This window comes from Spiroplasma endosymbiont of Phyllotreta cruciferae, assembly GCF_918697755.1.
Genome location: NZ_OU953854.1, coordinates 265,897 through 278,626, shown reverse-complemented (window position 1 = coordinate 278,626; position 12,730 = coordinate 265,897). Strand labels below are relative to the sequence as shown.

The window sequence follows — 12,730 nt, the reverse complement described above, 5'->3', positions numbered from 1 at the left end:
CAACATCTTCATTTGTTCCTTTACGAACTTTAATATTTTTATTAATTCCATGTTTTCAATATTGTTGTACTACACTATTAGGTATTTTTTGACTTAAAATTATATGAAAATGTACTGCTCCTCGTTGTTGATATTCATAAGTAGTTAGAGATTTTAAAATTCCTTTATTATATTTAGATCTAATAGGATTGATATATCAATAATTTATTTTTGAAAAAATAACTTTAAATCACGATTACATTTTTTAATATCTGTTTCATTTTTTGCATAAGTTAAAGTAAGAAAACTTAAATTTTTACAATTTCAAAAATTTTCATATGCTTTACGAATACAATTACCCCGTGAACGAACACGACTATTTCATAACTTTTTATCATTTTTTCCCGTATTTTTAATTCCCGTTTTATTACGAGGATTATTATTAATTAATTCTAAGGGTAAGACAATATTTTTAACATAATTACCATAAAATACCTTTTTTAAATAATATTCTTTTTTAGCATAATTTAATTTATTCATAAATATATTATGACTATTATTTTTTAAATTATCATAAACAAAAACATTACTATCTTTAAACATAAGAAATTAACTCCTAACTAAATAAAATCTATCTTCTCTCTTAAATAAACTTTAAATAGTTAAGACTTAATTTCTTAATTTAATTAAAAGCGAGAATAAAATTGTTTTATATTAAAACCTATATAAAAATATTGACCCTATGAAATTAATAAAAAGGCATCGTGTAGATACAAGTTCCAAATTTGTATCTCTTGTTAGATTGATAATAACATCATTTAAAATAAATGCAACTATTTTTTAAAAAAAATAAAATATTTGTAATTTTAGTCTATTTTAAGCATATTTACCCATACCTGAAAAATAGTTTATTAAATTTTGTAAATAAACCTATCTAAAATTCTCTAAAAATAATTCTTTTGCTGTTCTTCAATTCAAAACAGGCCTTAATTTTTCATTTATAACATTAACTACTCAATCTATTTTTTGTTGACTAATAGGATTAAAATCTGTTCCCTTTTTAAATCAATGTTTAAACTCGCCATTCATATATTCAATTAATGGTTTTTGTTGTGGTGAACCAGGGTCACAAAAATAAATATTAGAACCAGTAATCTTTTCCATTTCTTCAAACTTACTAAATTCTTTTCCTCTATCTGTTATTATTCCTTTAATTTTTTCAACTAAACCATTAATTCTAACTATATGTTCAAGTTTTTCTAAAACTTCACTTGAATTATTTTTTTCTAATTTCATTGCAAAATAATTTTTACTATTTTGTTCAACTAATACTAAACAACTAGATTGATGGTCTTTTCCAATAACTGTATCAATTTCAAATCAACCAACATTAGTCTCTTTATTTTCAATATCTCATATTGATCTAAATCTTTCATCTAATTTACCACGATTTTCAGTTTTTCCTTTTCTTTTGTATTTTTTACCATGATGGCGTAAATTCTGTTTATTTAAACCTAATAAATTTAACTTAATTCATTTATATAAAGTTTTTTTACATGCTGGAAATTTAACACCAAACTTTTTTTTAAATTTTCTAATAATTTGTGAGGGTGTATCATGATATTTATTAAATCTTACATTTAATCACTCTTTTTGTTCTTCGGTAAATTCAGGCGGTTTTTTAATGGATTTTTCTCGTTTTTTTAAATAATCATTATGTGCTTTACGAGCATCATAATCTTCTATATTTTTAAATCTATTAATTTCTCTTTTAATAGTATTAATATCTCTTCCTGATTGTCTTTATATTTCAGATAAATTAAGTGTGCCATTTTTCTTTTTGCAACTATCAGATAAAAATAAATCCTTAAAAAATCTTCGTTCATCAAATTGTAAATGTATATAATCTTGCATATATTTGTATCTCCATTTCTTTTAATAAATTTATTTATACACGAATTTTTTAAAAAAGTATTGACAAATATTTTTAAAGATATTATATTATTATATTGTAACAAGTATCAAATTTGTATCTCTTTATGCTTGTGTACTAAAAAAAGTAAAGTAATAGACTGCACCCATTTTAGTAAGTACTAATAAAAAGTATTTACTATTTTTTTATTATATCTTTTTCTTTACGATTTGAATATCATGTATTTCATTTTATAACATCTTGTATATATTCTTCATGTGAATTATATATTTTATTATGGATTGTAGCTTTCTTAAGTAATGAATGAAAACTTTCTATAACAATATTATCTGCACAGTGGTAATTTTTCCCCATTGAAATTATAATACCGTTAGATACACATTTATCGAGATAAATAGCGGATGTGTATTGATATCCGTGGTCTGAATGAATTATTATTCCATTCAGATCTTTTTTTATTAATTTTATTTTATTAATTGCATCATTTAAATTATCTATTACTAATTTATTGTCATTATATTTAGATCACTTTACATCAACTATTTCTTTAGTATATCCATCAATAATTGTTGATTGATAATATTTTTCTCTTTTTCAAATTAAATATGTTACATCAGTATATAGCACTGAAAACCTTGTTTTTATATCATTGAATTTACGATTAATTAAATCAGGATATTGCAATAAACTTTTTTCTTTATTCTGTTTATATTTCATTTTTCTTCTCATTTTTCTTACATATTCAGGTTGTATTTGATTATAACGCATAATCCTTAAAACTTTTTTTGAATTATATTTTATATCATAATCTTCTTTTAAATATTTAGTAATTCTTCGATATCCAAATTGTTTTAAATTTTCTTCATAGACTTTTACAATATCATTTATTGCTTCTTTATCTTTTTTGCTACTGTCATAATTTTTATATTTATCTCAATAACTACGTTTTAACCCCGTTACTTCTAATAATAATTTTATTGAATATTCATGACAATTTTGTTTAATAAAAGAGACGATTCTTAGTTTGCTTAATTGTAAAAGTCATGGAGTTTTTTTAATAATTCATACCTTGTTTTATAATATTCTAAATCTCTTTTACCAAAAGAGATTTTAGGTCCTTTATGATTGTTTAATTTTCCTTTTTTATGATTTGCTCATCAAGATTCTACTGTATTTGCATTTAGATTATATTGTTTTGCTACTACTCAACAACTTTTTTGTTTAATTTCCTCAATGATTTTTGTTCTAAATTCTGATGTATATTTGTTATATTTTTGACCTTTTCTTGCCATATAAAATGCACCTCCTTTAAAAGTTTAGCAAAGTCTTTTTTTACTTTACTTACTTTTTGGTGTGCACTCTAGTAATTTACTTTTTTTTATTTTGATGTAAAATATAATTAACAAAAAAAGAACCGTGTCAAGTTCTTCTATACATGACATGTTTTTCTCTACTTATATTTAACCATATAAAGAAGTAAAAATGAAAGAATTTAATCCAAATAAAGCAAGTTTGGCAACTTTTTATCGTAAAATAGAGCAATTTTGAGAAAATAAATCATCTAATAAACCATATACTTTGAATGATTTAACCAATGAATTCAACCTTTCTCGTAAGTGAAGATATGATACTTACGCGAGCGAGAAAATAGTTCCTTTACTTGAAAAACAAGTTGATAGAATTGAAAGTGAAATAATTAATTTTATGATGAAATCACCTGATGGTGCTAAATTATATTGACAACGGGCATTTAATTATAAATATTCATTGCAAGAAAAACAGTTAGAACAAGAATTAAACTTAAATAATCAACAGCCAATAATTGTTAATTTACAAACTGATCTTAGAGATATTAAAAAAGAAAGTGATAATAATGCTTAATCATTTTACTTATTTGTTAGAAACGCCTTATTGGTTATTACAAAATAGTAATGTTGGTAATAAATATCCATTTGCTAAAAAGATTGAGTTAGTTAATGAAATTAATCAAATTGGAACACGATATAGTGGTAAGACTATATCAAATATTAAAATGTTTGGTGAATTATTAAAAATTAGTTTATTAATTAAAGAACCAATTTGTATCATTGCTAGTATGTATTGAAGTAAAGATTTAAAAGATAGTGTCTTTCAAAATATATGAAATATGTTAGATGAAAATCATATTTCTTATACTATTAATTTATCAAATTTTACTTTTACTTTATCAAATGGTAGCAAAATATATTGTAAAGGTTTACATTCACCAAGTCGGAAAGAAAAATTAAAAGCATTTGCTGATTTGAATAAATATAAATTAGTTATTGATTGAAGAGAAGAATGCGACCAATTTCAACAAAAAGATTTAAGTGATTTAGAGTTTGCTATTCGTGGTTATCAAAATAAAATAACAATTAATACATGTAATCCTGAAAGTTTAAAAAGATATATTGTTGGTTATTGTAATGAATTAATGCCTTTTAATAAAGAAATAATGCGTAGTAAATATGAGCAAATTAAGTATATTGAAAAATGAAATATGAAAATTATTATTCATTATTCTAGTTGAAGATTAAATTATGAATTACCACAAGAAAAAATTAATGAACAATTAAGATTAGAACAATTAGATATTGAAAGAGCAAGAGTTTGGAGTTGAGGTTTACCAGGCAATACTAGTGGGTCAATCTTTGCAAGATATATTGATATTATGCAAGCAACAGATATTATTCAACCAACTAAATTATTAGGTGGTGTTGACTTAGCAAACTCTACTAGTCCAAAAGGGCATACAACAGCCGCTAGTTTTTGATTGTATAATTCATTTGATAAAAAAGCCTATAAAGTTGCTGAATATACACACTCAAATGCTACTCAACAATTTAAAGGACCATTAGAACAAATAAAAGATATTTTAGAGTTTTACAACAATCAATTAAATCAATATTTTAATTTAATACAGCAAGGTATATCAATCAATGTTGATGATAGTGCTTATGCAACATTAGAAAGTTTAAACCGAGAAAAATATAATTATTCTTTTGGTCAATATATGACATTTAAACCAGCACAAAAGCAGAAATTTAAAATAAGACATCTTATAGAAGCCTTTACAATGTTAATAAATACTAATCAATTAAAATGATTATGAGAAAAATGTCCTGTAAGTAAAACTCAATATGAATTAATTCAATGAGAAGATAAACCAGATGCCAGAGAAGAACGAATGCTAGACTTATATGATGATACCTTTGATAGTGATTTTTATGCCTTACACTTTGAATTAGTTAATATGGTTAAACATAATAGTTCAGCAGATTATAAATTATGACAACAAAGGGAGTGAATAACTTAATGAAAAAAGATATTTATGTAATACATGATGGGCGTGTAATAAATGCAAAAAGACCTTATATGTCTGTTTGTGGACAAGTTAAAAAAAGACTTTGTCAAGAATTAAAAAAAGATAATATCGCAATATGTAAATTAAATTTATATAACGAATATATTAAAAAATACCAAAAAGTTAAAGTATGTGTACAAGTTTTAGCAAATGAACCAAATTTATTAACAGTAAATATAATTAATTATGCACTTATCTTAAAATTAAAGGAGCAAAATAACAATGAATAATACTTTCCCTAGTTTACCAAACTTAAATGATATTAATAGTGTTTTAAAATTTTATAATTATGATTGAACAATTAATTTAGCAAATATTATCGCTCGTCATCAAATGCGATTAGTAAATGGTAAAGATATTTTATTTAAGTCTCATCGTAAAGACATTTTAGAAAAATTAAACTGATGATATGAAACTTATAAAATAAAAGAAAAATTAGATAAAAATGAATTAACAGCAAGTTTAATGGGTAAAACTATTTTTGGTTTATTAGAAACTAGTGATGGCAATATTGATTTATGAATTAACCCTTTTAACTTTACATCAAGAGTAAGTAAAATAAATGAAATTGAACAAGGTGCTGATATTTGATTAAATTATCATCAATCAGATAGTGGTTTTATTTTAAATTTAATTTGTACCAAAGATAAAATAGTTATTAAAGGTTGACCAAAAAATAATGAAGTAGTTGTTGGGCAAAGTAAAACACAAATTAAAGATGATGTTAAACCTGTTTTAGTACAAGAATTTAAAAATAAATTAGGCATAGTCCCTTTTTGAGAAATGATAAATGAACCTAATCCTTTATTTTTATCAACATCAACTACTTTAAATCCATGACCTACAATGGCAAATTGTTATAAATTACAATTTGATTTAGAAGATAGTTTTAATATTAAATCAAAAGAAAGATATGCAAATCGTACGCATTGATATGGGATACTAAGTGATGATTTAATGACCGCTTATAACAAATGTAATAAAAAAGTACTACAAGATGTATTTGATGATATTTTTGTTCAATCAAGTTCATCAACAGTAGATGGTCAATTATCCCAATCTTTACAAGTAGTGCAAGGGACACCAACATTATAAACATATACCGAAGACCAAAAAGCAATTATTGAACAAGTATATTTAGCATGTCATTTTTCTAGTCCATTTGGTGATAAATCAGATAATGACCAAAATAAAACACAATCATTATTAACTAAAACAAAAGATTTAGAAAAACAAGCATATTTACAATCATATCGTAAACAATATTATACTAAAATGTTTGATACTGTTTTAAAATATTATGGTTTATGAGATGGCACTAGTGAACGACCTTATGGATTTGATTTTGTTAGTGCTAGTTTAGTAGACCAAATGCGACAAAATGAATTAATTACAGCTAGATTAGATAATGGCACAATGGAACCAATAAGAGCTGTAACTGAATATGATAATATTGATTAATTAGAAGCAACCAAATACTATGAAAAAGTAGAGTCATGACAAGATAAAATGCAAACTAAAGAAATAGAACATAATAATAAATTACTAGAATATGATGAAACTGGTAATAATCAAAATGCTGTACAAGGTAGAACAGAAATAAATGAGAATTAAAAAATGAGTAGAATTAACCCAGGGGTTATAGAAGAATTAAGAAGACAAGCCCACGATACTTTAATAGATATTAGAGAAAACATACGAGATAATAGACATTGAATGGTATTTCCTTTTAATGTTTATAGTTCATATATACCCGATACTGAAACAGTATGAAAACCTAATAATGCAAAGCCTAGTGATTATGGTAGTTATTCACGCATATTTGATAATATGGAAAGTACTATTGCTCAATGACAAAATAGTTTAAAAATAGTACAAAAATATAAAGGTGAAGAAATTAATATCTTAACCGTTGATGATTTTAATAAACAACCTATTAATTCAACAATATGAGCAAATAATGAAACAACTTTTGCGATAAAATTAAAAGATGAAAATACAAATGTTTATTGAAAATTAATTGATGGTGAAAACATCTATTATGTTGATAAAATGTTAGAATACTTAAAGCAATATAAATTAAGTTATTTTATTAAAAATGATAATAAAGCTGATAACTTTTATACAAAAGAAGTTAAAGTTGGTAAATATTGAGATGCTTATATGATTGATGATAGAAGTTCAATTCAATTTGGAGAAGCCAAATTTGAACAAGTATTTACTCAGCAATCAACTGAAAGACAATATACTTTATTAATTTTAGATGAAGATGATGATAAATTAAATATTAATGATTATTATAATTTTTATACTGTATTTAATGATCGTGGTTTAAATATTGGTGGTGGTGATATTAATTCTGCCCCCCAAGATAGACAATGATTATATCCCTCTAATGTTATTAATTATTATTCACCTTATGATGGTAGTTTCTTATGACAAGAAATTACATTTTCAAGTATTAATGACAAAATTAGTCATAGTGGTTTATCAGTAAGACAATTTATTCAAACCAGTGCTCCAGGAGAGGGTTATTGTTTTCCTAAAATAACTTATGATGAAAAACTAAATAAAGGTATTGTTTAATTAGATGATATTTTACTAAAAGACCCGGGGGTTAGAGCGATGGCAGTTAAATTTTATGGTAATCCGATCTTTTTTGATATGCCAGTTATTGGTTCGTCCAATTATTAAAGGGCAATTTAATAAAAAAGTAATGAATTCAAGAGACTTATTAATGTATAACATGTATCCTTGTCCACCTGATAAAATCAATTACATATGCTTCACCCGATGTAAGTTGATATAACATTCAAGGAATACAACCAACAATGATAACTGGTTATGAAGATTGAAAAAAAGATATGGAAAGTAGATATGACTTTTGAAAACAGAAAAATAGTGAAGGTATTTGTTATAACCGACCCCATTACTACATCAGCAACCAATTCTACTGTTGGTAGAAATATTCATACAGAAAATAAAGATTCTAAATTTTATTGGTCTAAAAATTGAATGATTACTCCACCAGATAAAATAAAAGTAAATAATGAAGATGTTAATAATATAATTAGTACGCAAGCATCATAATATTTTAGAAGAAAAGATGAATTCGGTAATACAGTTGGATCTATTCAATTTGAATACAATAAAATGGGTGCATGTAATGTTTGAGATATTTTAAATATAAATAATTTCATTAATCGTCAAATTACCGTATTACCTTTAAACTATACACAAAAGTTAGTCTTTAATCCTTTTACGATACCGGGCGGAGTTGGTAAATTCTTAAACTTTATTTCTTTTGGGTATTCCGTGAGGTTGAGTAATTAATCAAGATGAAAAATCATGACCTAATTTCCAATGATTAAATGGTTTTATGAGTGCTAATATTTATAGTTTTTTATAATGATGCATTTTGGTCTGAAAACTCAAAAGGTAAAGGTTATTTACCATTTGAAATATTTAGAGAACAAGGAAATGATAAAGTTGGTGCTATTTTTGGAGCAAATGCTACTAGTTTAGGTTTTACAACTTTATTAACAGATAAATGCAAAGGTACTGTTTTAAATAAAGATGGTAAACCAACCGAAGAATTAGTTTATTCAACATATAATTTAAAACAATTAAATGAAAAAACAAATAGAGTTTATTTAATTAATGAACAAACCAAATCAGTAGATGCACAAACACCAGTTAGTGATAGTGAAAAAGATAATGATTTAGAATTCTTACAAACACCCGATGGGACAAATTGTAGTTATATAATTGATATGTTTTCAATCCAAGCATTATATAAAGGTAATTTTGAAATTATCTTTTATGCTGATAACCCATATACAAATAATGAAGAAGATTATTTACGATTATCAGTATGAAGTTTTCGTGGTAAAACAAAAAGTACACTAAATAATTATTTACGTGATATGACAACTAATTATAAAACTAGTTTCTTATTACCACACGACTATGAAATACCAACATTTAATTACCCTAAATATATTTTACCACCAGTACCATATAACTATAAACCTTATACAAAAGATATCTGAGATGCTAATACAATCAAACCATTAAAAACTAAAATTACAGCACCTACGCAATGTAAAAAATCAATATCTTCTAGTTATACAAAAATTGATTTATTTTCTGGTGAATTTAATGAAGGTTATTATGAAATTGCAATTGATTTAAAACAAATTGACCCAACAATTCAAAGTATCAGTAAATTTCAAGATGCTTATAAAACTATTGAAATAAGTAATTTGGGTAATTTACAAGTTGAATGTTCAGATCCTAAAATACAATGATTTATTCCTAATAGAAGAGTTGATTTAAATGGTGGAAATAATAATTGCAATAATAATTTATGTTCATTAATAGATGTTTCAGTTCTAAGCCAAACTGGTCAGTCACAAACTGATAATGTTAATTTTAACAATACAATAACTTTATATACAGATAATATAAATAATGATATTAAAACATTTGAAACTGCATACACTAGTGGCTTACCGAGTGGAAATTATAAAAATATTTATGTTGATAACAAAAAGAAAATAAATATTATCTTTTTATTTCAAATAACAAAAATACCTAGTACTGGTACTGATAAAGTTAAAATTACAGAAACATATTTACAGGCATATTATACAAATGATATTAAATTAAAAATTAGATTTTCAAAAACAGTACTTGCTAGTTTATCAGCAAGATTATTAACTGTTATTTGAAATAATTTAGGTAATGACAAAGAAATTACAATAGATGTTAATAATTGAGGCACATTAGGTATTAGAAATAAAAGTAATAATCCCATTAAAATTATAATTAAACCAAGATAAATAGAAAAAAGAGATTTAAAAAAATATAGAGTGCACCCCAAAAAGTAAGTAAAGTAAAAAAAGACTTTGCTAAACTTTTAAAGGAGGTGCATTTTTATATGGCAAGAAAAGGTCAAAAATATAACAAATATACATCAGAATTTAGAACAAAAATCATTGAGGAAATTAAACAAAAAAGTTGTTGAGTAGTAGCAAAACAATATAATCTAAATGCAAATACAGTAGAATCTTGATGAGCAAATCATAAAAAAGGAAAATTAAACAATCATAAAGGACCTAAAATCTCTTTTGGTAAAAGAGATTTAGAATATTATAAAACAAGGTATGAATTATTAAAAAAGCTCCATGACTTTTACAATTAAGCAAACTAAGAATCGTCTCTTTTATTAAACAAAATTGTCATGAATATTCAATAAAATTATTATTAGAAGTAACGGGGTTAAAACGTAGTTATTGAGATAAATATAAAAATTATGACAGTAGCAAAAAAGATAAAGAAGCAATAAATGATATTGTAAAAGTCTATGAAGAAAATTTAAAACAATTTGGATATCGAAGAATTACTAAATATTTAAAAGAAGATTATGATATAAAATATAATTCAAAAAAAGTTTTAAGGATTATGCGTTATAATCAAATACAACCTGAATGTGTAAGAAAAATGAGAAGAAAAATGAAATATAAACAGAATAAAGAAAAAAGTTTATTGCAATATCCTGATTTAATTAATCGTAAATTCAATGATATAAAAACAAGGTTTTCAGTGCTATATACTGATGTAACATATTTAATTTGAAAAAGAGAAAAATATTATCAATCAACAATTATTGATGGATATACTAAAGAAATAGTTGATGTAAAGTGATCTAAATATAATGACAATAAATTAGTAATAGATAATTTAAATGATGCAATTAATAAAATAAAATTAATAAAAAAAGATCTGAATGGAATAATAATTCATTCAGACCACGGATATCAATACACATCCGCTATTTATCTCGATAAATGTGTATCTAACGGTATTATAATTTCAATGGGGAAAAATTACCACTGTGCAGATAATATTGTTATAGAAAGTTTTCATTCATTACTTAAGAAAGCTACAATCCATAATAAAATATATAATTCACATGAAGAATATATACAAGATGTTATAAAATGAAATACACGATATTCAAATCGTAAAGAAAAAGATATAATAAAAAAATAGTAAATACTTTTTATTAGTACTTACTAAAATGGGTGCAGTCTAATTTAAAATCACTTTTTTTACTGAATTATTTCATAAATTAATTCTTGCTCACGTGGTTTTGTGGCGACAATTTTAAAAGTTTGTTTTGCTCATTCATAAACTGGGTCAGTAACATAACGGTTAGTATACAAAGTCATTACAACATCACCAGCGACAACTTGTTCACCTGTTTTTTTATTAAGATAAATCCCAGCATGATAATCAATTTTCTTCATCTTTTGTTGTTCGACCCGCTCCCAAGCGAACGGCTAATAAACCCAATTCATTTGTATCAATAATTTCCATATATCCATCTTGGTCTGCCTTAATTTCAATAATATTTTTTACTTTTAAAATATCCTTTAAGGGTAAATCATTATCAATAAAACTTAAATCACCACCTTGTGCCTTAATAAAAGCACGAAAATAATTTAGTGGTTTTTCAGTTTGCATTTTTTCTTGACAAGCAGTAACAGCTGATGCTAAATCCGGAAACAAACCGGCTTGGCATAAACTTAAGGCTGCTGATTCACACACAATATAGTTTAAATCATCAGGTCCTCCCCCTTTTAATGTTTGCAAAACTTCATAGATTTCAATTACATTACCAATCGCACTTCCTAATGGTTGTGACATATTAGTGATCTCTGCTGCAATTTTCTTATTAAATTTAATTCCTAATTCAACCATAATTTGAGCTAATTTTCGTGCTTCTGAAATTGTTTTCATAAAAGCTCCACTTCCGCACTTAACATCTAAGACAATGCAATCACTTCCTGTTGCAATTTTTTTACACATAATACTTGCCGCAACTAATGGCAAAGAATCAACTGTTGCTGTAACATCGCGTAAAGCATAAATTTTCTTATCAGCTGGAACAATATTAGTAGATTGTGACATAATTGATAAATTTGTTTGATTAATAATTTTAACAAATTCAGAAAAAGAAATTTCAACCCTAAAACCTGGTATACTCTCTAATTTATCAATTGTCCCACCAGTTTGTCCCAAACCACGACCAGACATTTTGGCAACTTTCAAACCAAAAGCAGCAACTAATGGTGCATAAATTAAACTAACTTTATCGCCAACCCCACCAGAAGAATGTTTATCAACCTTAAACCCCGAAATTGATGATAGATCATAAATTTCACCCGAATTAATCATCGCTTCTGTTAAAAATGAAATTCAGAAATAGACATCGTTTGAAAATAAATTGTCATTAAAAAAGCTGACATTTGATAATCGGGAATTAATCCTGTCGTATAACCTTCGACAATAAAATTAATTTCTTCACGAGTTAATTCCTGACCATGTTTCTTTTTATCAATTAAAGCTAAAATATTATTCATAATTAC

At 24.9% G+C, this 12,730-nt stretch carries 13 protein-coding genes and 4 pseudogenes; 11 read left to right on the top strand and 6 right to left on the bottom strand.

Annotated features, from left to right (window positions below; translation table 4 throughout):
• Positions 1 to 204: 204 nt before the first annotated feature.
• The 5 genes and pseudogenes from NL276_RS01775 to NL276_RS01760 form a co-directional block, all read right to left on the bottom strand.
• Entirely contained in the window at positions 205 to 582 is a 378-nt protein-coding gene (locus NL276_RS01775) for a hypothetical protein (protein ID WP_253301737.1), read from the bottom strand.
• Positions 583 to 909: 327 nt separating this feature from the next.
• A pseudogene (locus NL276_RS01770) lies at positions 910 to 1,893 on the bottom strand (IS30 family transposase).
• Positions 1,894 to 2,089: 196 nt separating this feature from the next.
• Positions 2,090 to 2,641, bottom strand: coding sequence for a DDE-type integrase/transposase/recombinase (locus NL276_RS01765; protein ID WP_253301039.1), 552 nt, complete (start codon positions 2,639 to 2,641; stop codon positions 2,090 to 2,092).
• A 12-nt stretch (positions 2,642 to 2,653) separates the two neighbouring features.
• Positions 2,654 to 2,800, bottom strand: a pseudogene (locus tag NL276_RS05115) (helix-turn-helix domain-containing protein); the annotation flags it as partial.
• A gap of 140 nt (positions 2,801 to 2,940) precedes the next feature.
• Complete coding sequence (locus NL276_RS01760; RefSeq protein ID WP_253301010.1) at positions 2,941 to 3,204, bottom strand: transposase family protein; 264 nt, start codon at positions 3,202 to 3,204, stop codon at positions 2,941 to 2,943.
• Positions 3,205 to 3,394: 190 nt separating this feature from the next.
• Between NL276_RS01760 and NL276_RS01755 the strand changes: the two genes are divergently transcribed.
• The 11 genes and pseudogenes from NL276_RS01755 to NL276_RS01710 all read left to right on the top strand — a co-directional run bounded on the left by NL276_RS01755 (position 3,395) and on the right by NL276_RS01710 (position 11,351).
• The gene (locus NL276_RS01755; protein ID WP_253301736.1) at positions 3,395 to 3,793 is read left to right on the top strand and encodes a hypothetical protein; all 399 of its coding nucleotides are present in this window, start codon (positions 3,395 to 3,397) and stop codon (positions 3,791 to 3,793) included.
• The gene (locus NL276_RS01750) at positions 3,786 to 5,246 is read left to right on the top strand and encodes a PBSX family phage terminase large subunit (protein WP_253301735.1); all 1,461 of its coding nucleotides are present in this window, start codon (positions 3,786 to 3,788) and stop codon (positions 5,244 to 5,246) included. Before NL276_RS01755 ends, NL276_RS01750 begins: the two co-directional genes overlap by 8 nt.
• Positions 5,246 to 5,524 carry a hypothetical protein gene (locus NL276_RS01745; protein ID WP_253301734.1) on the top strand — a complete coding sequence of 93 codons (279 nt, stop codon included), beginning with the start codon at positions 5,246 to 5,248 and terminating at the stop codon, positions 5,522 to 5,524. The genes NL276_RS01750 and NL276_RS01745 overlap by 1 nt, the downstream gene beginning before the upstream one ends.
• Positions 5,517 to 6,389, top strand: a complete 873-nt coding sequence (locus tag NL276_RS01740; protein WP_253301733.1) for a hypothetical protein — start codon at positions 5,517 to 5,519, stop codon at positions 6,387 to 6,389. The genes NL276_RS01745 and NL276_RS01740 overlap by 8 nt, the downstream gene beginning before the upstream one ends.
• 180 nt (positions 6,390 to 6,569) lie before the next feature.
• The gene (locus NL276_RS01735) at positions 6,570 to 6,755 is read left to right on the top strand and encodes a hypothetical protein (protein ID WP_253301732.1); all 186 of its coding nucleotides are present in this window, start codon (positions 6,570 to 6,572) and stop codon (positions 6,753 to 6,755) included.
• Positions 6,756 to 6,911: 156 nt separating this feature from the next.
• Complete coding sequence (locus NL276_RS01730; protein ID WP_253301731.1) at positions 6,912 to 7,880, top strand: hypothetical protein; 969 nt, start codon at positions 6,912 to 6,914, stop codon at positions 7,878 to 7,880.
• Positions 7,881 to 8,138: 258 nt separating this feature from the next.
• Positions 8,139 to 8,384, top strand: a complete 246-nt coding sequence (locus tag NL276_RS01725; protein WP_253301730.1) for a hypothetical protein — start codon at positions 8,139 to 8,141, stop codon at positions 8,382 to 8,384.
• Positions 8,385 to 8,677: 293 nt separating this feature from the next.
• Positions 8,678 to 10,138 (top strand): hypothetical protein, encoded by a 1,461-nt coding sequence (locus NL276_RS01720; RefSeq protein WP_253301729.1) that lies wholly within the window; start codon positions 8,678 to 8,680, stop codon positions 10,136 to 10,138.
• 98 nt (positions 10,139 to 10,236) lie between these two features.
• Entirely contained in the window at positions 10,237 to 10,500 is a 264-nt protein-coding gene (locus NL276_RS01715; protein WP_253301010.1) for a transposase family protein, read from the top strand.
• Positions 10,467 to 10,787, top strand: a pseudogene (locus tag NL276_RS05110) (IS3 family transposase); the annotation flags it as partial. The gene NL276_RS01715 and the pseudogene NL276_RS05110, both read left to right, overlap by 34 nt.
• 12 nt (positions 10,788 to 10,799) lie before the next feature.
• Entirely contained in the window at positions 10,800 to 11,351 is a 552-nt protein-coding gene (locus NL276_RS01710; protein ID WP_253301728.1) for a DDE-type integrase/transposase/recombinase, read from the top strand.
• A 59-nt stretch (positions 11,352 to 11,410) separates the two neighbouring features.
• On the opposite strand, the pseudogene NL276_RS01700 reads toward NL276_RS01710, so the two are convergent.
• Positions 11,411 to 12,724: pseudogene (locus tag NL276_RS01700) on the bottom strand (thymidine phosphorylase).
• Positions 12,725 to 12,730: the final 6 nt, after the last annotated feature.